The organism is Bradyrhizobium sp. Pha-3, from assembly GCF_042258325.1.
GTDB lineage: Bacteria > Pseudomonadota > Alphaproteobacteria > Rhizobiales > Xanthobacteraceae > Bradyrhizobium > Bradyrhizobium elkanii.
Map to the genome: position 1 here is coordinate 8809637 of NZ_CP170151.1, position 24686 is coordinate 8834322.

At 65.4% G+C, this 24686-nt stretch carries 24 protein-coding genes; 12 read left to right on the forward strand and 12 right to left on the reverse strand.

From position 1 onward, the window contains the following. Window positions 1-4: 4 nt before the first annotated feature. Window positions 5-1207 carry an efflux RND transporter periplasmic adaptor subunit gene (locus ACE10X_RS42120; protein WP_244435797.1) on the reverse strand — a complete coding sequence of 401 codons (1203 nt, stop codon included), beginning with the start codon at window positions 1205-1207 and terminating at the stop codon, window positions 5-7. Between the two features lie 204 nt (window positions 1208-1411). Here ACE10X_RS42120 and ACE10X_RS42125 point away from each other — a divergent pair, with 204 nt between their 5' ends. From ACE10X_RS42125 to ACE10X_RS42145, 5 genes are all read left to right on the forward strand, one after another. After that, window positions 1412-2200 (forward strand): cysteine rich repeat-containing protein, encoded by a 789-nt coding sequence (locus ACE10X_RS42125; RefSeq protein ID WP_038384754.1) that lies wholly within the window; start codon window positions 1412-1414, stop codon window positions 2198-2200. 40 nt (window positions 2201-2240) lie between these two features. Next, complete coding sequence (locus ACE10X_RS42130) at window positions 2241-2462, forward strand: cysteine rich repeat-containing protein (RefSeq protein ID WP_028336261.1); 222 nt, start codon at window positions 2241-2243, stop codon at window positions 2460-2462. Window positions 2463-2571: 109 nt separating this feature from the next. Beyond that, window positions 2572-2784, forward strand: coding sequence for a hypothetical protein (locus ACE10X_RS42135; protein WP_028341820.1), 213 nt, complete (start codon window positions 2572-2574; stop codon window positions 2782-2784). Between the two features lie 115 nt (window positions 2785-2899). After that, window positions 2900-4030: an FAD-dependent monooxygenase gene (locus ACE10X_RS42140; protein ID WP_038384753.1), complete on the forward strand. Its 1131-nt coding sequence runs from the start codon at window positions 2900-2902 to the stop codon at window positions 4028-4030. Further along, a complete protein-coding gene (locus ACE10X_RS42145) occupies window positions 4027-5637 on the forward strand; it encodes a benzoate-CoA ligase family protein (protein WP_038384752.1) in 1611 nt (536 codons plus the stop codon). Before ACE10X_RS42140 ends, ACE10X_RS42145 begins: the two co-directional genes overlap by 4 nt. Window positions 5638-6000: 363 nt before the next feature. On the opposite strand, the gene ACE10X_RS42150 is transcribed toward ACE10X_RS42145, so the two are convergent. The 3 genes from ACE10X_RS42150 to maiA are packed head-to-tail and all read right to left on the reverse strand — an operon-like array spanning window position 6001 to window position 8328. Beyond that, window positions 6001-7194 carry a 3-hydroxybenzoate 6-monooxygenase gene (locus tag ACE10X_RS42150; protein ID WP_038384751.1) on the reverse strand — a complete coding sequence of 398 codons (1194 nt, stop codon included), beginning with the start codon at window positions 7192-7194 and terminating at the stop codon, window positions 6001-6003. After that, a complete protein-coding gene (locus tag ACE10X_RS42155) occupies window positions 7194-7706 on the reverse strand; it encodes a MarR family winged helix-turn-helix transcriptional regulator (RefSeq protein WP_026191972.1) in 513 nt (170 codons plus the stop codon). The genes ACE10X_RS42150 and ACE10X_RS42155 overlap by 1 nt, the downstream gene beginning before the upstream one ends. Next, a complete protein-coding gene (maiA, locus tag ACE10X_RS42160) occupies window positions 7696-8328 on the reverse strand; it encodes a maleylacetoacetate isomerase (protein ID WP_038384748.1) in 633 nt (210 codons plus the stop codon). The genes ACE10X_RS42155 and maiA overlap by 11 nt, the downstream gene beginning before the upstream one ends. Before the next feature lie 107 nt (window positions 8329-8435). Here maiA and gtdA point away from each other — a divergent pair, with 107 nt between their 5' ends. Next, entirely contained in the window at window positions 8436-9476 is a 1041-nt protein-coding gene (gene gtdA, locus ACE10X_RS42165) for a gentisate 1,2-dioxygenase (RefSeq protein ID WP_038384747.1), read from the forward strand. A gap of 181 nt (window positions 9477-9657) precedes the next feature. On the opposite strand, the gene ACE10X_RS42170 is transcribed toward gtdA, so the two are convergent. The 4 genes from ACE10X_RS42170 to ACE10X_RS42185 form a co-directional block, all read right to left on the reverse strand. Continuing rightward, the gene (locus ACE10X_RS42170; protein WP_375763828.1) at window positions 9658-10485 is read right to left on the reverse strand and encodes an ABC transporter permease; all 828 of its coding nucleotides are present in this window, start codon (window positions 10483-10485) and stop codon (window positions 9658-9660) included. Then, window positions 10478-11251 carry an ABC transporter ATP-binding protein gene (locus ACE10X_RS42175; protein ID WP_038384745.1) on the reverse strand — a complete coding sequence of 258 codons (774 nt, stop codon included), beginning with the start codon at window positions 11249-11251 and terminating at the stop codon, window positions 10478-10480. Before ACE10X_RS42175 ends, ACE10X_RS42170 begins: the two co-directional genes overlap by 8 nt. A gap of 162 nt (window positions 11252-11413) precedes the next feature. Then, complete coding sequence (locus tag ACE10X_RS42180) at window positions 11414-12418, reverse strand: ABC transporter substrate-binding protein (protein ID WP_038384744.1); 1005 nt, start codon at window positions 12416-12418, stop codon at window positions 11414-11416. A 12-nt stretch (window positions 12419-12430) separates the two neighbouring features. Next, window positions 12431-13792, reverse strand: coding sequence for an FAD-dependent oxidoreductase (locus ACE10X_RS42185; RefSeq protein WP_038384746.1), 1362 nt, complete (start codon window positions 13790-13792; stop codon window positions 12431-12433). 116 nt (window positions 13793-13908) lie between these two features. Here ACE10X_RS42185 and ACE10X_RS42190 point away from each other — a divergent pair, with 116 nt between their 5' ends. Together ACE10X_RS42190 and ACE10X_RS42195 are read left to right on the forward strand one after the other, a co-directional pair. Next, window positions 13909-14793: a LysR family transcriptional regulator gene (locus ACE10X_RS42190; RefSeq protein WP_375763829.1), complete on the forward strand. Its 885-nt coding sequence runs from the start codon at window positions 13909-13911 to the stop codon at window positions 14791-14793. A gap of 62 nt (window positions 14794-14855) precedes the next feature. Then, the gene (locus ACE10X_RS42195; RefSeq protein ID WP_063709675.1) at window positions 14856-15119 is read left to right on the forward strand and encodes a hypothetical protein; all 264 of its coding nucleotides are present in this window, start codon (window positions 14856-14858) and stop codon (window positions 15117-15119) included. Between the two features lie 2 nt (window positions 15120-15121). On the opposite strand, the gene ACE10X_RS42200 is transcribed toward ACE10X_RS42195, so the two are convergent. Beyond that, complete coding sequence (locus tag ACE10X_RS42200) at window positions 15122-15919, reverse strand: enoyl-CoA hydratase-related protein (protein WP_375763830.1); 798 nt, start codon at window positions 15917-15919, stop codon at window positions 15122-15124. 179 nt (window positions 15920-16098) lie between these two features. Between ACE10X_RS42200 and ACE10X_RS42205 the strand changes: the two genes are divergently transcribed. Then, complete coding sequence (locus ACE10X_RS42205; RefSeq protein WP_304557343.1) at window positions 16099-17073, forward strand: ketopantoate reductase family protein; 975 nt, start codon at window positions 16099-16101, stop codon at window positions 17071-17073. Between the two features lie 40 nt (window positions 17074-17113). Then, on the forward strand, window positions 17114-17896 hold the full coding sequence (locus tag ACE10X_RS42210; protein WP_038384738.1) for an SDR family oxidoreductase: 783 nt from the start codon (window positions 17114-17116) through the stop codon (window positions 17894-17896). Window positions 17897-17908: 12 nt separating this feature from the next. On the opposite strand, the gene ACE10X_RS42215 is transcribed toward ACE10X_RS42210, so the two are convergent. Both ACE10X_RS42215 and ACE10X_RS42220 read right to left on the reverse strand, forming a co-directional pair. Next, window positions 17909-18640 carry an aspartate/glutamate racemase family protein gene (locus ACE10X_RS42215; protein WP_038384737.1) on the reverse strand — a complete coding sequence of 244 codons (732 nt, stop codon included), beginning with the start codon at window positions 18638-18640 and terminating at the stop codon, window positions 17909-17911. 105 nt (window positions 18641-18745) lie between these two features. Next, window positions 18746-19426: an alpha/beta family hydrolase gene (locus ACE10X_RS42220; RefSeq protein WP_375763831.1), complete on the reverse strand. Its 681-nt coding sequence runs from the start codon at window positions 19424-19426 to the stop codon at window positions 18746-18748. Window positions 19427-19675: 249 nt separating this feature from the next. On the opposite strand from ACE10X_RS42220, the gene ACE10X_RS42225 reads away from it, so the two are divergent. Beyond that, complete coding sequence (locus ACE10X_RS42225) at window positions 19676-21511, forward strand: cytochrome c (protein ID WP_038384735.1); 1836 nt, start codon at window positions 19676-19678, stop codon at window positions 21509-21511. 443 nt (window positions 21512-21954) lie between these two features. Here ACE10X_RS42225 and ACE10X_RS42230 read toward each other — a convergent pair whose 3' ends face one another. Next, the gene (locus tag ACE10X_RS42230; protein WP_304557344.1) at window positions 21955-23490 is read right to left on the reverse strand and encodes an aspartate ammonia-lyase; all 1536 of its coding nucleotides are present in this window, start codon (window positions 23488-23490) and stop codon (window positions 21955-21957) included. Window positions 23491-23812: 322 nt separating this feature from the next. Here ACE10X_RS42230 and ACE10X_RS42235 point away from each other — a divergent pair, with 322 nt between their 5' ends. Further along, window positions 23813-24526, forward strand: coding sequence for a hypothetical protein (locus ACE10X_RS42235; protein WP_028341840.1), 714 nt, complete (start codon window positions 23813-23815; stop codon window positions 24524-24526). Window positions 24527-24686 lie beyond the last annotated feature (160 nt).

A 24686-nucleotide genomic window follows, 5' to 3' on the forward strand; every position in this document is an offset into this window, starting at 1 on the left:
CGTCCTATTTGGCGGCTGTCGGCGCCGCGTCGGCCTTCTGCACCTGCGGATCGACCTTCTGCCCGGGGATCGCGCGCAGCAATCCGGCGGTCACGATACGGTCATCGCCCTTCAGGCCGCTCTCGATGACGCGCAGCCCCTCATCGAGCGGACCCGTCGTCACCTTGCGCTGCTCGACCACGTTCTCGGCATTGACGACCAGCACGTAGCGGCCGGCCTGGTCGCTGCCGATCGCGACGTCGGGCACCAGCAGCGCCTTGTCCTGCTTTTCGAACGGCACGCGAACGCGGACATAGAAGCCGGGCAGCAAGGTCCGGTCCGGATTTGCGAACACGCCGCGGACCGCGAGCGTGCCGGTCGACTGGTTGAGGGTCGGCGAGATGTAATCAAGCCTGCCCTTGTGCGGATAGCCGGTTTCGGTCTGCAGGCCGGCCTCGACCGGCAACTGCCTGAGTTCGTTGACCGTCAGGCCGCGCCTGCGAGCTTCATCCCGCACCCGCTGCACGTCCTGTTCGTTGACGTTGAAATTCACATAGATCGGGTCGAGCTGGACGATGGTGGCAAGCTGGGTCGGCGACGCTACGCCGACCAGCTCGCCGACCGACACCAGGTGATTGCTGACGATGCCATCGAACGGCGCGGCCACGTTGGTGTAGCCGTAGTTGACCGCCGCGATCTTGGTGTTGACCTGGGCCTGCTGCAGACTGGCCTGGGCGTTGTCCCGGGTGGACGTCGAGGTATCAAGAGTCGCCTGCGAAACCGCCTGCCGCTGCACCAGATCGGTCTGCCGCTTGAAGTCGAGCTCGGCCTGCTTCAGCGTCGCCTGCGCGCCGACCTCTGCGGCCTGCGCCTGTTCCAGCTTCAGCTTGTAGGTCTCCGGCTCGATCGTGAACAGCGTGGTTCCCGCCTTCACGAAGGAGCCGTCCTGATAGTTGATCGCCTGCAGGAAGCCCTGCACGCGCGCGACCAGATCGACGGTCTGGATCGGCGCGGTGTTTCCGGTGGCGTCCAGATAACGTGTGATGGCGCGCTGCACCGGCGGCGCAACCTCGACCTTGGGCGGCGGCGGCGCAACAAAACTGTTTTGCTCGCAGGCACTTAAACTGACGAAGGCCGATACGACGAACGCGACGCGCGCAAGCGGTGCATTTCGCACCCGCACAAAATTGCTCTGACCGAAATGTGCCGACGCGCGCGCATGCCTCATTTCCGAGCCTCGATTCAAATGACTTAATTTAAAGATCTCGTGACGGGCAAAAAATCCGGCTGCTTCATCCATAGCAACAATCCGCTTGCAGCGGAACTCGAAAGCGAAAATGATGTCGCGCGCCGAGGTTGTTACAATAAGACTTTTTCAGAACTCAATTCAGTTGAGCCGGACGTATCCGGCGCGACCAGAGGATTTATTCAGATGATCAATGCGTTGACACGAGCAACGAAGCTGTCCGCATGTCTTGCGCTTGCGGCGTTCATGAGCACCGCACCGGCCTTGTCGCAGGCGCCGACGCAGGCGCAGCGCGACGCCATCAAGTCGCAATGCCGCAACGACTACATCGCCCACTGCTCCAGCGTACCGCCGGGCGGCGAAGCCTCGCTGCAATGTCTGCAGAAGAACATGGCAAGCCTCGGCCCGGGCTGCGCCAGCGCGGTGAAGGCCGTCGAAGCGCCGGCCGCCGCACCGAAGGCAGACTCTGCACCCGCGGCGGCCAAGACCGAAGCTGCTCCCGCGGCAACGGCCAAGCCTGCCACCGAGGCCGCCGCACCGAAGGCGGCCGGGACGCCGTCCAACGCGCAGATCTCCGCGATCCGCAGCGCATGCCGCTCCGATTATCCCAAGGTTTGCGCGGGCGTGCCGACCGGCGGCGCGCCGGCGCTGCAGTGCCTCGAAAAGAACAAGGGCAAGCTTTCGCCGGCCTGCGAGAAGGCCGTGGCTGCCGCTGGTGGCGGCGCCGCCGCGCCGGCCGCGAGCGCTGCAGCGACGACGGCAGCACCAGCCGCGGCGCCGGCCGTGATCGCGTTGCGGCCGCTGCGGCCGCGCGAAGAGCTGTTCGTGCTGCGCTCGGCCTGCGGCGCCGACGTCCGCTCGATCTGTGGCGGCGTCCAGCCGGGCGGCGGGCGGATCGTGCAGTGCCTCGCGACCAATGCGGGCTCGCTGTCGCCGGCGTGCCGCGACGTGCTGGCGCCGTTCGCGGCACGGTAATCCTGTTGTCGCGCGATCGACCGGAAAAGGGGAGCGAACAATGCTGCGTATTGTCCTGACCGCCGCGCTGCTCTGCGGCGCAACCGCCGTCTACGCCCAGGAGCTGACCACCGCACAACGCGACGCCTGCATGGGCGATTACGAGAAGTTTTGCAAAAGCGTGACGCCCGGCGGCGGCCGCATCATCGCCTGTCTCGCCAAGCAGAGCGACAAGCTGGCGCCCGCCTGCAAGAAGGTGCTGGCCGAAGCGGAAAAGAAATAGCCGCGCAGGCGGTGAGACGACATGTGCCCGGCGATCGCCGGGGCACGGAGCCGCAGCACCTTGTTGTCACCTACGGGCCAAGCATACCTCACCCGGGAGAGGGAATTTCATGCGTTCAATATTGCTGATCGCCGCAGCCCTGCTGTCCTTTGCCGCGACCATGACCTTTGAGTCGTCCGACGCCAACGCGGTCGTTTGCGCACGCGGCGTCTATCGCGCCGGCTGCGCCGGTCCCAACGGTGCGGTCGTCGCCCGCAAACCCGTCGCCGCCGGCTGCCGCTGGGTGTGGGTCGGCGGGGTCAAGGTCCGCCGCTGCTACTGAGACTTTCAGCCCCAGGCGGCTAGTCGCCGCGCGCATTTTCCCTCTGGCGTTCCCGCCGGAGGGCGATTAGTCTAAACCCAAATTGTAAGTACACTGTCAATTTGGGAGGCAGACGTTGCGGATCGCCGTGATCGGCGGAGGGCCCGGCGGGCTCTATTTCGCCTATCTCTGGAAGAAGCGTCATCCCGACGCCGAGATCGACCTGTTCGAGCAGAACGCGGCCGGCGCCACCTGGGGCTTCGGCGTGGTGTTCTCCGAACAGGCGCTGGACTTCCTGCGCGCCGACGACCCCGAGACGGTCGACGCCATCGCCCCGCTTATGGAGAGCTGGAAGAACATCACCCTCAATCTGCGCGGCGAGAGCGTCGAGATCGACGGCGTCGGGTTCTCCTCGATCGGGCGGCTGGCGCTGCTGACGATCCTGCAACAGCGGGTCCGCAGCACAGGCGTCACGCCGCGCTTCGACACCGTGGTGCAGTCGGTCGACGAGCTCACTGGTTACGACCTGATCGTCGCCGCCGACGGGCTGAATTCAATGGTCCGCCGCGGCTATGAGTCCGCCTTCGGCGCGTCGGTCTCGCATTCCTCAAACAAGTTCGCTTGGTACGGCACCACGAAAACCTTCGCGACGCTGTCGCAAACCTTTGTGGCAACCGAGCGCGGCAGCTTCAACGCCCATCACTATCGCTATGCGAAGGACATGAGCACCTTCCTGGTCGAGTGCGATGCGGCGACCTGGGCGGCCTACGGCTTCGCCGACAAGAGCATCGAGGAGTCGCAGGCGATTTGCGAAGACGTATTCGCCGCGACGCTGGACGGCCACCGGCTGATCTCGAACAAATCGGTGTGGCGCAATTTCCCGTGGATCTGGAACGAGCGCTGGTCGCACGGCAACATGGTGCTGATCGGCGACGCCTTGCATTCGGCGCATTTCTCGATCGGCTCGGGCACGCGGCTTGCGATCGAGGATGCGATCGCGCTGACCAAGGCGCTGGAGACCGAGAGCGGCATCGCCGCCGCGCTTGCCCGCTACGAGAGCGAGCGCAAGCCGATCGTGAAGAAGCTCGTCACCGCGGCGCGAACCAGTGCCGACTGGTACGAGCATTTCCCCGCGCACATGACGCTCGATCTGATGGATTTCGCGTACAGCTACATCACCCGCTCCGGCCGGATCGACGACGCGCGGCTGCGCGCGATGTCGCCCGCCTTCATGGCTCGTTTCGAAGCCGCAAGGGGACGCTCATGACCGGGATCGCCGACCAGGTTCCGCTGGACAATCCCGGTGCGCGCGAGATCGGCTTTACGATCCCCGAGCGCTACAATGCGAGCCGCATCCTGTTCGACAATCTCGGCAACGGGAATGCCGAGCGCCTGGCGCTGATCGGCCCGGCCGGCACGCGGACCTATCGCGAGCTCTGCACTGAGGCCGCACGCTGGGGCCGCGCCTTCCGGTCGCTTGGACTGCAGCGCGGCGACCGCATCCTGCTGTTCCTCGACGACACCCCGGCCTATCCCGCGGCATTCTTCGGCGCGGTGCGCGCCGGCTTCGTGCCGCTCTTGATCAACACGCTGACCACGCCCGAGTTGCTGCAATTCTATCTGTCCGACGCCGGCGCGCAGGTCGCCGTCACCGATGCGGAATTCTGCGCGCGCTTCAACGCGGAAGCCTGCAAGGACACGCCGCTGCGCACGCTGGTCGTGGTCAACGGCGCCGCCGGCGATCACGCCGTCGCCGAGGCGCGCAACGCCGGCGACTGGCTGCAAGGATTTCCGATCGAGCTCGACGCGGCCGACACCCACCGCAACGAGATGGCGTTCTGGATGTATTCGTCGGGCTCGACCGGCCGTCCCAAGGGCATCGTGCATCTGCAGCACGACATGGCCTATAGCGAGCGCGCCTTTGCCCGCAACGTGCTGAAGCTAGAGCCTGGTGACATCTGCTTCTCGGTGCCGAAGATCTTCTTCGCCTACGGTTTTGGCAATTCGATCACGTTTCCCTTCTCAATCGGCGCCGCGACGCTGCTGCTGCCGGGCCAGCCGAAGCCGGCCACGATCTTCGCTGCGATCGGGCAATATCGCCCGACCGTGTTCTTCGGCCTGCCGACACTCTACATCTCCCTGACCAAGGCCAAGGGCGCCGAGCAGACCGATTTCTCCTCGCTGCGGATGGCGGTCTCGGCCGCCGAGGTGCTGTCGGCCGATGTGTTCAACGGCTGGAAGCAGCTCACCGGGCTCGAGATCATCGAAGGCCTCGGCTCGACCGAAGTGCTGCACGTCTATCTCAGCAACCGCGCGGAACGGAAGAAGCTCGGCGCCGCGGGCCTGCGCGTGCCCGGCTACGAGATCATGCTGCGCGACAGCGATGGCCGCGAGGTCGGCGACAATGAGGAAGGCATCTTGTGGGTGCGCGGCGATTCCGCGACCCCGCTGTACTGGAACCGGCCGGACAAGACCGCCGAGACCGTGCGCGAGGACGGCTGGATCTACACCGGCGACCGCTTCATGCGCGACAGCGACGGCTTCCACTTCTTCCGCGGCCGCGCCGACGATCTGATCAAGATCTCCGGCCAGTGGGTCTATCCGCTGGAAGTCGAGCTCTGCCTTGCCGATCATCCCGACGTCCGCGAATGCGCCGTCTACGCCGCCGAATTGCCGGACCGGCGCATGACGCTGCGCGCCGTGGTGGTCATGAACAAGGCCGGATTCGACACGGCCGAAGCGACGCGGCGGCTGCAGGATTACGTCAAGACGAAGCTGTTGCCGTATAAGTATCCGCGCGAGGTAAAATTCATCGACGAACTGCCGAAGACCGGCACCGGCAAGATCGACCGGCAGGCGGTGATGCGGATGTGAGAGCGCCAGACTGCGCAACACTGCCGCCACACATTCGATGCCGTCCCGGCGAAGGCCGGGACCCATAACCACAAAAGTTTGTGGCGCGAAAGCTGGGGCCCCAGCCTGCCATAACAGCCTTCGGTGGTTATGGGTCCCGGATCGCGCTTCGCTTGTCCGGGACGACGAACAATTAGCTGTTCCACCATCCGGCCACACATTCGGTGTCGTCCCGGCGAAGGCCGGGACCCATAACCACAAATATTTGTGGCGCGAAGGCTGGGGCTCCAGCCTGCCATAACAACAGCCATCGGTGGTTATGGGTCCCGGATCGCGCTTCGCTTGTCCGGGACGACGACTGAGGGCGCGGCCGCCGCCTGATCCTCAACTACCAGCAGCGCCCAGCCCCGTCCCGCCATACAGCCACGCGATATCGTCACACCACTGATCCTGCGACTTCGCGCTCATGATCGCGTTGCGGATGCGGGCGTGCTCACCTGAGGGATGGTAGACGTGTTCGCCGATCGCGCGTGACATCAGTTGTACGCGCGCCGTGCGCGGGAAGCGTTGCGCGCTGTAGGCTTCGAGCGCCGCTGTCTGGTCATCGTGACTGGCCAGCATGTGCGACAGGCAGACCGCGTCCTCCATCGCCTGGCAGGCGCCCTGCGCGAAATATTGCAGCATCGGATGCGCGGCGTCGCCCAGCAGCACCACGCGGCCGTCGATCCAGCGCTCGGTGGGATCGCGGTCGCACAGCACCCAAAGCTTCCAGTTGGTGCCGTGGCGTATGATGTTCTGCGCCCGCTCATGGACGTGGGTAAAACCCTTCATCACCTCGGCTTCAAACACCGGCTTGCCCGCGACCGGCTCCGGCGCATTGTTATGATAGGTGACGACGAGGTTGAACACCTTCCAGCCCGACAGCGGGTAATGCACGATGTGGCATTTCGGGCCGGCCCACAACGTGGCCGCGTTCCAGCGCAGATCCTCCGGCATCTGCTCGGTCGGAATCACCGAGCGATAGGTGGTGTGGCCGGAGACGCGCGGCGGGCCGTCCGCCGTCACCTGCTTGCGGATGTTCGACCACAAGCCATCGGCGCCGATCAGAAGACGGCCGGTGATCCGCTCGCCACTCGCGAGCTTTGCCGTCACGGACGAGCCGTCCTGCTCGTAGCCGGTCACCTCGCTGGACACGCGTAGCTCGATCAGTTCGTGATTTTGGCAGGCACGCAGGAACACGCCGTGCAGATCGCCGCGGTGCACGACGGCATAGGGATTGCCGAACCGCGCGCGAAACGCATCGCCGAGATCGATATGGGTGATCTCGTCGGCGGTCAGCGCATCCATCAGCCGCAGCTGATCGATATAGACCGCCATGTTGCGCGCGGCCTCGCCGACGCCGAGATAGTCGAAGGCGTGGAACGCGTTCGGGCCGAGCTGGATGCCGGCGCCGATCTCACCGAGCGCGGCAGCCTTCTCCAGCAAGATGGAGCGGATGCCCTTCTGCGCGAGGCCGAGCGCCACGGCAAGGCCACCGATGCCGCCGCCCGCGATCAGGACAGGTCTCGTCTGCGCCATCAGCCCGACCTCCCGAGATGTTCGAGCGCGTCCTCGGCGCGCAGCGGCACCCGCGACGCCTCGTTGTTGAGGTCGACGAGCTGGGTCAACAGCGCCAGCAGCGTCTTGCGGTCGGCCGGCTTCAGCGGCTGCAGCATCCGCGCCTGCGCCTTGTCGACCGAAGGCATGATATCGCTCAGCACCGCCGCGCCGGCCTTGGTAAGATAGAGCAGCTTGACGCGCTTGTCCTCGGGCGCCGGCTTGCGCACGATGAACTCCTTGGCCTGCAGCCGTTCGATCACATTGCCGAGCGTGGAGCGGTCGAACGCGATCACCGCCGAGAGCCTTGTGGCGTCGATGCCGGGATGGGTCGAGATCGTGACCAGCGCGGCATATTGCACCGGCGTCAAGTCGAACGCCTTGCACTCCTCGATGAACAGCGCGACCGCGATCTGCTGCATCCGCCGGAACAGGTAGCCGGGCGCGGTGTAGACCGCGTCCATCGTGACGGGCGTTGGCTTGTTATTCGGCATCGGGCTGCTTGTCCGGGGCGGCGTCGGCGAACGCCTTGACCTGTTTCGCCGCGGCCTCGGCCTTGAGCAGGCGCGGATAGGCCGAGACGTCGACGCCGAAACGCCGCGCATTGGCGAGCTGCGGCACCAGGCAGAGATCGGCCAGCGTCGGCGCATCGCCAAAGCAGAACGGGCCGGCTTCCGCCGCGATCAGGGTCTCGCAGGCCGACAGTCCCTCGCGATTGGCCCAGGCCGCCCATTCCGTCACCTGCTCCTCGGGCAGGCCGAGCTGACGGAGCCGCGCCAGCACCTTCAGATTCTGCACCGGATGGGTGTCGCAGGCGATCGCCTGCGCAAACGCCCGCACCTTAGCGCGCCGCAGCGGATCATTCGGCAAGAGCGGCGGGTTGGGATTGGTCTCGTCGAGCCATTCGATGATCGCGAGCGACTGGGTGAGGATCGCGCCGGCGTCGCTCTCCAGCGTCGGCACCAGCCCCTGCGGATTGATCGCAAGATAGGCCGGCGCGCACTGCTCGCCCTTGCGCAGATGATGCGGCAGATGCTCTGAGGTGAGCCCCTTCAGATTGAGGGCGATCCGGACCCGGTAGGACGCGCTGCTCCGGAAATAGCCATGCAGCTTCATCGGAACCTCCCCCTGCGTTTCGTCATTGGCTTGTTTCATTGACGCTAGCCACATTGTCAGTATACTGTCAATTAAATTGCACCAACAATAATGATGGGAGGCTTGCCATGGAAGCCGTGCAGAAGACCCCGGAGCGCGAGGCATTCTACAAGAAGATCGACGGCCAGAACCTCTCGGCGCTGTGGAACGTGATGAACGATCTGATCACGCCGGAGCCGAAAAGCGCCTGCCGACCTCACTTGTGGAAGTTCGACCAGATCCGCGACTACATGAACGAGGCCGGCAAGCTGATCACGGCCAAGGAAGCCGAGCGCCGCGTGCTGGTGCTGGAAAATCCCGGGCTGCGCGGCCAGTCCAAGATCACGACCTCGCTGTTCGCCGGCGTGCAGATGGTGGTGCCGGGCGACATCGCCCCCGCCCATCGTCATGCCCAATCGGCGCTGCGCTTCGTGCTCGAGGGCAAGGGCGCGTTCACCGCCGTCGACGGCGAGCGCACCGCGATGTCGCCGGGCGATTTCGTCATCACCCCGTCGATGACCTGGCACGACCATTCCAACGAAACCAATGAGCCGATGTTCTGGCTCGACGGGCTCGACATCCCGATGGTGCAGTTCTTCGACTGCTCGTTTGCCGAAGGCGCCAAGGAGGACCAGCAGTCGATCTCCAAGCCGGCCGGCGCGAGCTTCGCGCGCTACGGACACAATCTGCTGCCGATCGACCAGAAGCGGACCTCGAAGACCTCGCCGATCTTCAACTATCCCTATGAATACACCCGCGAGGCGCTGGAGAAGGCCAAGGTCAGCGACGAATGGGACGCTTGCCACGGCCTGAAGCTGAAATTCTCCAACCCCGAGACCGGCGATTTTGCGATGCCGACCATCGGCACCTTCATCCAGCTGCTGCCGAAGGGTTTCAAGACCGCGCGCTATCGCGCGACCGATGCGACCGTGTTCGCCGCGATCGAGGGCAAAGGCCGCACAAGGGTCGGCGACCAGACCTTCGAGTGGGGACCGCGCGATTTGTTCGTGGTGCCCAGCTGGCACTGGGTCACCCACGAGGCCGATGCCGACTCCGTGCTGTTCTCGTTCTCCGACCGCCCGGTGCAGCAGAAGCTCGACCTGTTCCGCGAGGACAGGGGGAACGCGTAAGGGGCGCGGCAAAGTGTAATGCTGTCGTCCCGGGCAAGCGAAGCGCGACCCGGGACCCATAACCACAGGGTCTTGTTGTTCGAGGCGCTGGGGCCCCAGCCCTTTCTAACAACGACACCCTGTGGTTATGGGTCCCGGCTTTCGCCGGGACGACACCTTGGTTGTGGCGGCAGCGCGTCCCTTACCGCCAGTGCAGCAACCGCGTCTCCAGCAAATTGATCAGCTTCCCCACCGCAAGCCCGAACAGCGACAGGATCACGACGCCGGCGAGCAGCTGATCGGTCTGCATCAGATTGCCGGCCTGCAGCACGAAGGCGCCGATGCCGTATTGCGCGCCGATCATCTCGGCGCTGACGACGAGCAGCAACGCCACCGACGCGGTGATGCGGAATCCGGCGAGGATCGAGGGCAGCGCGCCGGGCCAGATCACGCGGCGCACGATGGCGTGGAACGGCACGTTGAAGCTTTGCGCCATCCGGATCAAATTGCGCGGCACCGCATCGACGCCGCTATAGACCGAGATCGCGGTCGAGAAGAACACGCCAAGCGCAATGGTCGCGATCTTCGGCTCCTCGCCGATCCCGAGCCACAGAATGAGCAACGGCAGCAGCGCGATCTTCGGAATCGGAAACAGCGCCGAGATGAAGGTGATGCCGACGCCGCGCGCCATGGTCGACAACCCGATCGCGAAGCCGACCACGACGCCGGCGGCCGTGCCGATGATCCAGCCGGTACCGATTCGCATAATGGACCACGACAAGTGCTGCCACAGCGCGCCCGACATCGCGAGCTTATAGATCGCGACCGCGATCGCCGACGGCGCCGGCAGGAACAGCGGATTGACCCATCCTGCGCTGCCGGCGAGCTGCCAGACCGCGATCACAAGCGCAAGCGCGATCCAGCCGGCATGGCGGCTGCCGCCAGGCGTGAAGCCGGCGCCGCGAAACGCGACCGGGCGCGTCGCCTCCGCCGATTGGTCTTTCGTTTCCCGCGGCGCGCGGTCAAGCATGCTGGACCTCGCGTTCGGCATCGATCGCCTCCGACCGGATCAGCGACCACAGCTCGCTTTGCAGCGTAGCCATCGGCCCGCGCGCGTGCGTCGTGCCGCGCTCGGCGCGCGTCATCGGGATGGCCACGATTTCCCGGATGCGGCCAGGGCGGCGCGACAGCACCACGACGCGGTCGGCGAGCCGCACCGCTTCCTCGAGATTATGTGTGACATAGACCGCGCCCATCGCACCGTCGGCGAGCAGACGGACGAAATCCTCCATCAGGAGCTCGCGGGTCTGCGAATCCAGCGCCGACAGCGGCTCGTCCATCAGCAGGATCGCGGGGCGAACCGCCAGTGCCCGCGCAATGCCGACGCGCTGGCGCATGCCGCCGGACAGCTGCTTGGGATAGGCGGCGCGAAAATCCGAGAGCCCGGTGCGACGCAGCGCATCGTCGACCACGGCGCGGCGCTCGCCGGCACTCAAGCCCGTATGGAGCAGCGGAAACGCGACGTTCTCCTCGACCGTGTTCCACGGCAGCAGGGCAAAATCCTGGAATACGAAGGTCAGCGGATTGAGGCTATCGGCCGGCGCGGCGCCGCGCAGCTCGGCGGCGCCTGCAGCTGGCCGCAGCAAGCCGCCAAGAATGGAAAGCAGCGTGCTCTTGCCGCAGCCGGACGGACCGACGATCGCGACGATCTCGCCGGCGCGCACCGTGAAGGAGACATCGTCGAGCACGTCAAGCGCGCCGAAGCGATGGCTGATATGGTCGGCGATCAGGTCCATGTCAGAGCCCCACTATTCCATCCGTCACCCTGAGGAGCCGCGCAGCGGCGTCTCGAAGGGTCGACGGCCCGGATGTAGCAGCTCGGCCGTCGACCCTTCGAGACGCGCGCAAGTGCGCGCTCCTCAGGGTGACGGGGATAGAGTTGTGCACGCAGTCCGACATCAATCCGCCTTCACATAATCCTTCGCGATGATCGCGTTGGCGTCAAAGCCCTTGTCCACAAAGCCCTGCCCCTGCAGCCATTTGATCTGGTTGTCGAGGTTCTTCACGTCGAGCTTGCCGTCGGGATCGATATAGGCGCAATTGCCGACCACCTGCGCGACCGGCAGGTTGGTGTATTTGGCGATGATCTCGAGCAGCGGCCTGGTCTTGTCGTTGATCGGCGCCACGCCGTCCTTGATCGCAGTCAGGATCACGTCGTGATATTCGTGGTCGGCACGGGTGAGCGCGGTGAGCAGCCTGGTCACCAGCGGTGCGTTGGTCAGCGCCTTCGGCGACGCGAAGATGGCCCCTAACTGCCACGGCGTCTCGTCGCCGACCCAGCCGAGCAGTTTCGCGCCGTTGGAATCCATCAGCGTCCGCGCGGTCGAGACCGGCAGCAGCGCGGCGTCGACGGTTTCGCCCTTCAGCGCCGCGGCCGCGTTCGACAGCGACTGCAGCGGCACCACCTTCACGTCGGACAGCTTGAAGCCGTATTTGTCGGCGAGCAGGCCGAGCGAATAATGGAAGCTGGAGCCGACCTGGGTCACCGCGACGCGCTTGCCCGCCAGATCCTTCGGCGTCTTGAGGCCGCTCGCATAGGCGTTGTTGCTGGCGAAGTAGCCGATCAGGGGATAGCCGGCCTTCTCGCGGCTCATGCCGCCGATCACCTTCAGCGTGCCCTTGCCGGCGAGATTGTAGAGGCCGGCGGTGACGGCGGTGATGCCGACATCGACATCGCCCGACGCGGTCGCGACCGCGATCGGCTGCGCCGCGTCGAAGAACTTCAGCTCGACGTCGAGCCCGGCGTCGCGGAAATAGCCCTTGTCCTGCGCGATGAACACCGGCGCCGAGGACGACAGACGCAAGACGCCGATCTTCGCCTTCAGGAGATCGTCGGCCCGCGCGATGCCGCTCGCGGCCCACACCAGGAGACCCGCGAGTGCGAGCCGCGCCCAACCCTTCATTGCCGTCTCCACTCATAATCCTTCAGGCACGGCCTGATCGCGGCCGATGAACGCGCCCTGCGTGCTGAGCTGTTGTTGCAACTTTTCGACGGAAATGTCGCGCGGAATCGTATTTCCCGACAGCGCGAGTGCGGCAGCGGTTCCCGCCGCCTCGCCCATCACAAAGCAGGCACCGGAGACCCGCGCCGCCGATTGCCCTTCATGGGTCATCGACGCGCAGCGGCCGGCGACCAGGAGATTGTCGACGCCCTCCGGTACCAGCATGCGGTACGGCAACTCGTTGTAACCGCGGCTCTCCGGGATCGGCGGAAACTCGAAGATCACATCGCCCGGCACATGGGATTCCTTCGGCCAGCCATTGACGCCGATCGAATCTTCGAACGAGGCGCAGCCCAGCACGTCCTCGCCTGACAGCATGTAGCCGCCGATCACACGCCGCGTCTCGCGGATGCCGAGCTGCGGCGGCAGATCGACGATGTAGGAATTCTCGAAGCCGGGCACCGTGCGCAGGAACTTGAACGCTTCGACCGCCTGGCGGCGCCCCTCGATCTCGCCGCGCGTCATGTCATCGGGATCGATGCCGGAGATGGCGCCGCCGTCGCTGCGCGTCACCTGGGTGAAATTCACCCGCCATTCGATCTGCGATTTCTGCGGCCGCACGATCGCGGACTTGCGTGGAAATTTGTGCGTGCCGGCGGCCTCGGCCTGCGCCATCCGCTCCGGGATGGTGCGCCACGCATCGCCGGCCTTCGCCGGATCGATGCCGTTGAGGCGGAACATCATCGAGGGGTAGAGCATGCCGCCCTGGTTGTCGCCGACCTCATGGGGCGCCCCCGCCCACACCGCGAGATCGCCGTCACCGGAGCAATCGATGAAGATGCTGGCGCGCACCGCCTGCCGGCCGGCCTTGGTTTCCACCATCAGCGCACGGATGTGCGAACCATCCATGACGACGCCGGCGCCGAGCGCGTGGAACAGGATGTCGACCTTGTGATGCGCCAGCAGATCGTCGGCCGCGATCTTGTAGGCCGCGGTGTCGTAAGCCTGCGCGAGTATCTTGCCGAGGATCAGATGCGGCGCGTTCAGCCCGCCGAGCCGGTCGATCCGCGCCAGCAGGTCGGAGGCGATACCCTGCACCACGCGGTGCATCTCGCCGAAGACGTTGGCGTGCAGTCCGCAGAAGTTGGTCACGCCGGCCGCGGTGCCCATGCCGCCGAGAAATCCGTAACGCTCGATCAGGAGCGTCCGCCGTCCGGCACGTGCCGCGCCGACCGCTGCCGCGATGCCGGCGGGACCGCCGCCGAGCACCACCACGTCATATTCGCCATAGACCGGGACCTGCCGCGCAGGTTCTTCGATCGTGCTCGCTCGCATCATTTCCGCCCTCAACAAAGTTGATTGGGCCAACTATGAATTGATGCAGATTGCAGTACAATCCACCAAATTATGTAATCAGCTTTCGCGAATCGAGAAAGGCTCGAGCAAGGCAGATGGATACGCTGGTCAACCTCGAAGCCTTCCTCGCCACCGCCGATGCCGGCGGCTTTTCCGCCGCGGCGCGCAAGCTCAATATCGCGACATCCGTCGTCGCCAAGCGCGTCACCCAGCTCGAGGAGCGGATCGGCACCGCGCTGTTCCACCGCTCGACCCGCCAGTTGCGGCTGACCGAGGCCGGGCAGCAATATGTGCATCGCGCCCGTGGCGTGGTTGCCGATGTCGGCGATCTCTTGTCGCGGATGGGCGAGAAGCAGCGCGACCTCTCCGATCATCTGCGGGTCAAGGGGCCGACCTCGCTGACGGTTGCGCGGCTCGCCGATGCCTTCACGATCTTCCAGAAGCAGAACGGAAGCGTGAAGTTCGAGATCGTGATGATCGACCGCCCGGTCGATCCGGTGACCGAAGGTTTCGACCTCGCGATCGGCGCCTTCCCGCATTCCTTTGGCGGCGTGGTTGACGAGCCTTTGTGCCGGCTGCCGCGCCTCGTATGCGCCTCGCCGGCCTATCTGAAGAAGCACGGCATACCGAAGCATCCGCGCGACCTGGTCGATCATCGCTGCCTCAGTTTTCTGCCGACCGGACCGGAATGGCCGTTCGAGGGACCGCGTGGCCGCATCAATATCCAGGTCCGCCCGATTCTCTCTTCGAACGAAGGCCGCGTGCTGACGCAAAGCGCGATCGCCGGCAACGGCCTTGCGCTGCTCTCGCACTATCTGGTCGCGGACGCGCTGCGCGACGGCGCCTTGCAGCCGGTGCTCACCGACTTTCCGATCCCCGAATTGTGGGTCAAGGCCGCCGTTCCCGAGCGCCGCATCGATGCCGCCGCGGTGCAGGCGCTGCTGAAGACATTGAAAAAATCGCTGTCGCAGCCGCTGTGACGGGACGCCGGCCTTGCCGTTGGCATGCCGAGCTGAGACAAGGACGCGAAAGGATCGCCCGCTTGAAACTCCTGATCTCAATGTCGTTTGGTCTCATCATCGTCGCTGGGCCCGCGGCGGCGATCGAGACCTGCCGCTTCATCGAGGCCAAGGCGGAGCGCGAGGCCTGCTATCATCGGCAAGAGCAGGACCTTGCGGCGAAGCGCAAGCCCGAGCCGCCGGTGACACGGTCGAGCGAATCGAAGACGTTCGATCAGCTGCAGCAGATGCGCCGCGACGACGAAGAGGTCTATCGCAGCATGCGCGGCATCTGCCGCGGCTGCTGAGCTTACGCGCCGCCGCCCCAGCGGCCGGCGCGCTTTTCGGCGAAGGATGCTAGACCTTCGGCAGCTTCCGCGGTCTGCCGCTTGGCCGAATGCAGATGAACGAGGCGCTTGTAGGCCTCATCGTCCACCGCCATGCCGCCGAAGGAGCTCTCCATCGCAAGCTTCTTTGTCTCGGCCATCGCATCCGGCGCATTGCCGAGCAGTTGCTCGACGACCTTGGCGCCGGCGCTGTCGAGATCGGCTGATGACACCACCTCATGGACGAGGCCGATGCGGCGGGCATCCTCGGCGCCGAACCGTTCGCCGGTCAGCGCATAGCGGCGCACCTGGCGGACGCCGATCGCGTCGCAGAGCTGCGGGATGATGATCGCCGCGGTCAGGCCCCAGCGCACCTCGGTGATCGAGAACAGCGCATTGTCGGCCGCGATCACGATATCGCAGGCCGAGATCACGCCGGTGCCGCCGCCGAAGCAGCCGCCCTGCACCAGCGCCACGGTCGGGACCGGCAGCGTGTTGAGGCGCTGCACCGCCTCGAAGGTGGCGCGCGAAGCCGCCTCGTTCTCCTCGAACGATTTCGGCCGGACGCCGTTGATCCATTTCAGGTCGGCGCCGGCCTGGAAATGCTTGCCGTTGCCCTTCAGCACGACGACGCGCACCGGCCTGGTCGAGAGATCGTCGATCGCGGCCAGCACGCCCGCAATCAGCGCGCCGTCATAGGCGTTGTTGACCTCGGGGCGATTCAGCGTGACGGTCGCGACCCCGCGCGCATCGAGGCTCCACAGGACTGGGCTGGCCGACATGACGTTGCTCCCTCGTTCGGCATTGCTGTTATCTTGTACCAGCCTTGCACTATGGCGAGAGCAGATGCCTTGATCCATCACTTTCGAGCGCGCGCGACCGCGCCACGCGCATGACGGGTTGCGCGATGCCCCGCGCTTGTGGAAACTGACGGGGCACGTTGCGGAGAATTGTTCCACTCATGCGTATTTGCATTTTCGGCGCGGGCGCCGTCGGCAGCCACTTCGCGGTCCGGCTCGCGCGCGCCGGTCACGATGTGGCGTGCGTGATGCGCGGGCCGCATCTCGACGCGGTCAGGGCCAGCGGACTGACGCTGAAGGTCGGCGATAGCAGCGTCACCGCCAAGGTGAAGGCCTCAGCCGATCCTGCCGATCTGGGGCCGCAAGACGTCGTCATCAGCACACTGAAGGCGACCGGCATCGGCGCGCTCGCAACCGGGCTCCCGCCGCTGCTTCAGCGCGACACATCAATCGTATTCGCGCAGAACGGCATTCCCTGGTGGTACGGTCTCGGCCTGCCGCCGCAGCATCCCGCGATTCCCGACCTCGGCTTCCTCGATCCCGGCGGGCATTTGCGCAGCGTCGTCCAGAAGGAGCGGATCATCGGCGGCGTGATCTTTTCCTCCAACGAGGTGGTCGCTCCGGGCGTCGTCGCGAACCTGTCGCCGGACCGCAACCGCCTCTTGATCGGTGAATGCGACGATCGGCAGAGCGAGCGCATCGCCCGCTTGCGCTCGGCGCTCAACGACGCCGCAATCGAATCGCCCGAGGTCAAGGAGATCCGCGAGACGATCTGGTCGAAGCTATTGACCAACATGTCGATGTCGGTGCTCTGCCTGTTGACCGGACTGACCGCGCGCGGCGTCCGCGACGATCCCGACATGCAGGACGTGATGCCGCGCCTGCTCGACGAAGCCAATGCGGTGGCGACACGCTATATCCCCGCGGTCAAGCGCGTCACCCGCAGCGGGCCGGCACCGGACCACAAGCCATCGATCCTGCAGGATTACGAGCTCGGGCGCGCCATGGAGATCGATGTGCTGGTGCGCGCACCGGCCGCATTTGCCCGTGCAGCCGACATTTCGACCCCGATGCTCGACCTGATGGCCGCGCTCGCGATCCAGAAGGCGCGTGACAAGGGCCTGTATCAGGGCTGACAATCCGACCCACCACGATAACAAGCAGGGACATCGAACCATGCAAGTCAAGGACAAGGTCTGTGTCGTCACCGGCGGCGCGAGCGGCATCGGCGAAGCGGTGGCGCGGGCCTATGCGGACGCCGGTGCACGCGGCGTCGCGGTCGCCGATCTCAAGACCTCGCGCGACAGGCTCGCCAGCGTCGCCGGCGATATCGACGGTCTGGCGGTCACCGCCGATGTCGGGCTCGAGGAGGACATCAAGGCGTTGATCGCCGCGGCCGAGGACAAATATGGCCCGGTCGACGTGTTCTTCTCCAATGCCGGGCTGTCGCGCAAGGGACAAGAAACCGCGTCCGATGCCGACTGGGATGTGAGCTGGCGCGTGCATGTGATGAGCCACGTGTTCGCGGCGCGCGCGCTGGTGCCCGGCATGCTGGCGCGCGGCTCCGGCTATCTCATCAACACCGCATCCGCCGCGGGGCTGTTGGCCTCGCTGAACTCGATGCCGTACGGCGTGACCAAGAACGCCGCGGTCGCGCTCGCCGAGCATCTCGCCATCCAGTATGGCGATCGCGGCATCCGCGTCTCCGTGCTCTGTCCGCAATCGGTGCAGACGGGGATGACCACGCCGGGCCCGAGTGCGGCGCGCGTCGACGGCGTGCTGCAGCCGGGCGAGGTGGCGCGGATGGTGATCGAGGCGATGGCGGAGGAACGTTTCCTGATTCTGTCGCATCCGCAGGTTCAGGAATACATGCAGCGCAAGGCCACCAATCGCGAGCGCTGGCTGTCCGGCATGCGCCGCCTGCGCGACCGGATCTATGGCGGGGCGGCGTCAGCCTGACCGTAGCCGACGTCAGGCTGACGGCGGCGCAAATCTCTCCAGCAGGCCGGAATAGGCCTTGGCCGCGGGCGACGCATAAGCACCGCGACGTGACGTCGTGAGCTTGAGGCCGGCAAGCGCTTCCGCCTGCTTCACCGCGGCGGCCACGCCGTCGACCACAGGCGCGCCGAATTGCACCGACAGCTCATGGGCAAGATCGGCCATGCCGGCGCAGCCGAGCACGATGGCGTCCGCACCCTTGTCCAGCGCGCGGGCGATCTCCGCCTCCAGCCTCGGTCTGGCGCCCGAGCCCGGCTTCTCGAGATCGAGCACCGCGACATCGCAGGCGGTGACCACCGCGCGGTCGGCAAAGCCGTAGCGGCGCACCAGTTCCTCCAGCGGCACGATCGAGCGCGGCAGCGTGGTGACGATGCCGATGCGCTTGGCGATCTGTCCGGCGGTGACGAGCGCCGCCTCGCAGATGCCGACCACCGGATAGCGCGCCGCCGACCGCGCGGCGTCTAACCCGGTATCGTCGAAGCAGGCGATGATGCCGGCATCGGCATCGGGCGTCTTCAGCAGCGCCTCGATCAGCCCGGGCACGGCGAAGGCCTCGTCATAGAAGCCTTCGATCGAGGCCGGTCCCATCGCAGATGTGACGGCGACGATCTCGGTGCTAGGTGCGGCCACCGCTTGCGCCGCGGCCGCGATGGTCGCGGTCATCGACGCGGTGGTGTTGGGATTGACGATCAGGATTTTTGTCATGGTCCGAGATTAGTAGCCCGGATGGAGCGAAGCGCAATCCGGGACGGTGTCACAGGTGGAAGGACCTGCCCCGGATTTCGCTGCGCTTCATCCGGGCTACAGATTCTAAGAGTGCTTCGCGACCCAGGCCGCGAAGGCATCGAGCACCTCGGCCATCACCTCGTGGTCGTCGCGGCCGGAGCGCTTGAGGACATGGAAGGAGTGATCGGCCTCCTGCACCAGATGCAGCGTCGCGCGCGCGCCCAACCCCTTCACCACGGGCTCGAGCAAATCGAGCTCGGCCAGCGCATCGCGCGTGCCCTGCAGGAACAGCATCGGGACGTTGACCTCGGCGAGATGCTTGGCCCGCTCGCTCGACGGCTTGCCGGCGGAATGCAGCGGAAAGCCGAGGAACACCAACCCGCGCACGCCGGCGAGCGGCGCCCTGGCCTGCGCCTGCGAGGTCATGCGTCCGCCGAACGACTTGCCGCCGGCGAACAGCGGCAGTTCGCCGCAATGACGCACAGCTTCCGCCACCGCGGCACGCACCGTCGCCTGCGCGACGGCGGGCGGATCGGGCCGCTTGCTGCCCTTATCCATGTAGGGAAACTGATAGCGCAATGTCGCGATGCCGCGCTCCGCCAGGCCCTCCGCGATCACGGCCATCGAGGGATGCGTCATGCCGGCGCCGGCGCCGTGGGCAAACACATAGGCGCCACGAGCCTGCGCCGGCCGCAGCAGCAGCGCGGACACTGTGCTGTCGTCCGAGACGCTGATCGAAAGCGGTTGTGTGCCTGACGCGTTCAAGATGACATCTCGAAGAATTGTTGCTCCGTTACTTCTAGTCGCAGGCCTCGATGCGCGCAAATGCCGCCGCAACTGGCACGCCGCAAGTGAACTGGCTCACAGCGGATCAACATTTCCGTTGTTAGACCAAGCGCCGCCACTGTAGGATGGCGCACACCGCATCACACGCTTAACGCGAACTCGTTTTTCGGCGAATTTTAACATCTCGTCCATATGACGCGCGGGTACCGCGAATTGGGGGAACGGGGCATGCCTCGCAAGACGATATTCGTCATCGGACTGTTGATTGTCGCCGGCGTCCTCTATTTCAAGGACGATATCGAGACGGTCGCGAGCGGCTTCCGCGTCAAGGTCGTCGACTACCAGCCGCCGGCAAAGACCGTGTGGCTGGATCAGAATGTCAGCGCGGAGCGGCTGCGCTGGTTCTACCACGCCGACCAGGGCACGCGGACCTTCGGCATTCCCCATGAATGGTTCATGGCGCTGGAGCAGCCGACGGTCTGGCCGCTGTTCACCGCGGCGCCGCGACTCAGCGAGACCAATTATCTCGGACGCTTCGGCTTCATTCCCGACACGGTGATTCCAGGCAAACCCGATGCGCTGCCGATCGGCTTCGCGCAGGGCGGCCCGATGGCCGATGCCAACGGCGCGCCATGGCGCAACCCGCACAGCAAAGCCGACATGACCGGCGTAGGCCTCACCTGCGCCGCTTGCCACACCGGCAGCTTCAGCTATCGCGGCACCGAGATCGTGATCGACGGCGGGCCGGCCAACACCAATCTGTTCGAATTCCAGAAGAGCGTCGGCGTCTCGCTGCTGCTGACGCGGTTCTGGCCGGGGCGCTTCGCGCGCTTTGCCGACGAGATCCTGGGCAAGGATGCCAGCCTCGACGAACGCATGGCGCTGCGCGGCCAGCTCGACCTCGTGCTGAAGCAATACGCCAACATCAATTCGCTCGAGAACAAGGTCGCCGCCAACAGCGTCGAGGAAGGCTATGCGCGGCTCGACGCGCTGAACCGGATCGGCAACCAGGTGTTCTCGATCGACCTGAACAACCCGAACAATTACGCCTCGCATTCGGCGCCGGTGCATTTCCCGCGAATCTGGAACGCACCGTGGTTCAGCTGGGTGCAATATGACGGCTCGATCATGCAGCCGATGGTGCGCAACGCCGGCGAGGCGCTCGGCGTCAGCGCCGAGCTCAATCTGCTCGACGAATCCAAGGGAATTTACAAGTCGAGCGCGCGGATCGACGTGCTGCACGAGATGGAGCGGATGATCGCCGGCGAACCGCCCAGCGAGGACAAGGGCTTTGGCGGACTGGCGTCGCCGAAATGGCCGGAGAACATCCTGCCTCCGATCAACATGGATCTCGCGAAGAAGGGCGGCGAGCTCTACAAGACGCATTGCCAAGGCTGCCACGGCCCGGCAATCGACAGCAAGGCGCTGCCCGCGAGCGAAGCCTTTGCGCTGTTCAAGGACAAGAAGCGCTGGATCAAGAACGAGGCCGGCCAGCCACTGCTCGATGTCGAGATGATTCCGATCAGCCATATCGGCACCGACAGCGCGCAAGCCGAGGGCCTCGCGCACCGCACCGTCGAGACGCCGGCCAATCTCAACATCAAGGACGGCAGTTTCGGTCCGGCGCTCGGCGACCTCGTCGAGAAGACCGTCGATTATTGGTACGACCAGAACAAGACCCCGCCGGAAGACCGCAAGCGCATCAACGGCTACCGGCCGAACGAGATCCAGGCGCCGCTCGCCTACAAGGTCCGGCCGCTCAACGGCATCTGGGCGACCCCGCCCTATCTGCACAACGGCTCGGTCCCGACCATCTACGCACTGCTGTCGCCGGTGAAGGATCGTCCCGCAACCTTCTATCTCGGCAGCCGGGAGTACGATCCCAAGGATCTCGGCTATGTCTGGAAGGACAAGATCAAGAACGCCTTCATGCTCGACACCACCAAGCGCGGCAACGGCAATTCCGGACACGAATTCTCCAACGAGAAGCGCACCGGCGTGATCGGGCCGGAGCTGAAGGAAGACGAGCGCCGCGCCCTGATCGAGTTCATCAAGACGTTGTAGGCCCCGAAGAGACTGCGCCCCCTCTCCCGCTTGCGGGCAGGGCTATCGCATATGCCCCTTGGCGACCGCGCAAGTGCTTGGCCTCGTGGTTCGAGACGCGCCGCAAGCGGCGCTCCTCACCATGAGGGTCTACTATTGTGCCGCAAAACAAGACCTCATCCTGAGGAGCCCGCCGAAGGCGGGCGTCTCGAAGGATGGCCACGAGGGCACCGCCACGAAATGCGATAGCCCTGCGCTTGCGGGGGAGGATTGGGGTGAGGGTATCTCCGCGAGTCACATAGCGGAAAGAGTGCCCACCCGCGTCGCATCTTGCGATGCGATGCGACCTAAGAGCGAGCTTCGCTCGTCTCGCCCCCGCAAGCGGGAGAGGTGAACTGAGTTTGCAGAAAGAATCCTGCACATCCTCCGTGTCGGCTGATGTCCTCGCCAACAGCGGCTGTCCCTCAACTCTTCGGCACCGGCTGCCGGCGCGCCGGGCGGGTCATTGCTTCGAGTTCAAGCAACTGGTTGAGCTGCGCTTCGGTCAGCAGCTTTTCCTCCAGCACGATGTCGGCGACCGAGCGGTTCTCCTTGAGCGCACGGCGCGCCACGCGCGATGAAGCCTCGTAGCCGAGCGACGGCGCCAGCGCCGTGATCAGGCCGATCGAGCCCTGCACCAGGCTGCGGCAGCGCTCGCGATCGGCCTCGATGCCGTCGACGCAACGCTTGGTCAGCGTATCGACCGCCGCCGTCAGCATGCGCAGCGAGCTCAAGACACAATAGCCGATGGTCGGCTCGAACGCGTTAAGCTGCAATTGGCCACCCTCGGCGCACATCGTCACCGTGAGGTCGTGCCCGATCACCAGGAAGGCCACCTGATTGACCACCTCGGGAATGACAGGATTGACCTTGCCCGGCATGATCGACGAGCCGGCCTGCACGGCGGGCAGGCGGATTTCGCCGATGCCGGTGCGCGGCCCCGACGACAACAGCCGCAGGTCGTTGCAGATCTTGGACAGCTTGACCGCGACGCGCTTGAGCACGCCGGAGAACAGCACGAAGGCGCCGAGATCGGACGTCGCCTCGATCAGGTTAGATGCCAGCACCATCGGCTGGCCGGACAGCCGCGACAGCTCCTCGACCGCGAGCGCCGCATAGCGCGGATCGGCATTGATGCCGGTACCAATCGCGGTGGCGCCGAGATTGACCTCGCGGAACAGCGCGGAAATCTCGTTCAGGCGCGCGACGTCCTCCTTCACGGTCACGTGGAAGGCGTCGAATTCCTGGCCGAGCGTCATCGGCACCGCATCCTGAAGCTGGGTCCGCCCCATCTTCAACACGTCGGCGAACTCCACCGCCTTGCCCTTGAGGGAGTAGGCGAGATCGTCCAGCGCGCGCACCAGCGGCTGGGTGGCGAAGATCACCGCGAGCCGCAGCGCGGTCGGATAGGCGTCGTTGGTCGACTGCGCCATGTTGACGTCGTCGTTCGGATGCAGCGCGTGATAATCGCCGGGCTTGCGCCCCATCAGCCGCAGCGCGACGTTGGCGATCACCTCATTGGCGTTCATGTTGGTCGAGGTGCCGGCACCGCCCTGGATCGCGTCGACGATGAAGGATTCGGCATAGACCTTTTCGGTCGCAATCTGGGTGCAAGCCGCTTCGATCGCATCCGCCTTCTCGGGTGCAAGATAGCCGAGCCGCTTGTTGGCGCGCGCGGCGGCCTGCTTCACCAGCGCCAGCGCGCGGACGAATTCCGGGAAGTGCCCGACCGGCACGCCGGTGATCGGAAAGTTCATCACCGCGCGCTTGGTGTGAATGCCCCACAGCGCATTGGCCGGCACGTCGTCCTCGCCGAGCAGATCGTGCTCGGTGCGGGACTGCGCCTGCTCGATCGGCACGGTGCGGACGGTCGCGACCGCGAGGTGGCTGGGGCCGCCGCTCTCGCCGGAGGCGGACGCGGCAGCTGCAGTGTTGGCGGTCTCAACCTTCGATTCGGCCATCGGTACCTCCGTTACCTCTCGCAGATCTTGTCGTCAGCGACGCCGGCGATGATGCGCCGGGCGGGCGTCGAAAGCCAATGCCTATCGGCAGAGTCTTGCACACCGGTGAGCGGCAAGACGCGGAAAAGCGGCATCGGCGCGCGCCGAACCGGGAGATTAAGGGCTTTGCCTTATCCGTCATGATAACAACAACTTATAGCTCGATATCGTGGCTCGCTTTGCGACCGATGCGGCTGCTTTCTCCGCCCCGTCGTCGCGTGCTAGACGAGCATCGACTGGCGCGAGGGCGCCGCCGACACTGAACGAACCAAGGGCCAAAGCCGTGTCCAACAACAACGAAGCGATCACCATCAAATTCCGCTGCCCGGCGGAGCTCGAGGGCAAGATTCCGCCGCCGGTGCCTGCATCATTGGGTCTTCCCGGATGGCTCAAGGCGATGCCGACGCAGGCCTTCAATACGATGAGCAATCGCGAAGAGGATACCGTCAAGCGCTGCCCGCCATTCGTCGATGCGATGACATCGGGTTTCCTGTTGCCGCTGGTCTGCGATCTCAAGGTCGAGAATGGCGCGATCACCTGGGACAACGACCTTCCGGCCGGCGGCGCGCTCGAATTCCCGCGCTCGCCGGTCGGATTCCACGACGAAAGCCAGGTGGTCGGCTCGCCGCTGTTCGAGCCCGACCGCTTCGTCATCAAGTTCATCAATCTGTGGACCATCGAGGCGCCGCCGGGCTATTCGCTGTTCTTCACGCATCCGGTCAACCGGTTCGACCTGCCGTTCACCACGCTGACCGGCATGGTCGATTGCGATCTGTTTCACGACAGCTGGGTTCATTTCCCGGCACGCTGGCACGACACCAGTTTCAACGGCGTGTTGCCCAAGGGCACGCCGGTTGCGCAATGCTTCCCGGTCAAGCGCGAGAACTGGGTCGCGCAGACCGCGGCGATGACGCCGGATGAAACATCGCGCGCGCAGGAACTGACCAACAGGATGGCCCGCGAGTCCGGACTCTATCGGCGCCAATTCCGGACGTAGATCGGGCGCGCGAAACTGCGTTGCGGGGCGATGACGGGCGTTGGTGGGGAGAAGATTCCCTCCGCCGGTCCCTGCGAAAGCAGGGACCCATACGCCGCGGCGGGTGTTGTGACCAGGACTCGTCGTTCCGGCATCGCTCAACAATGACCATTGGTAGTTA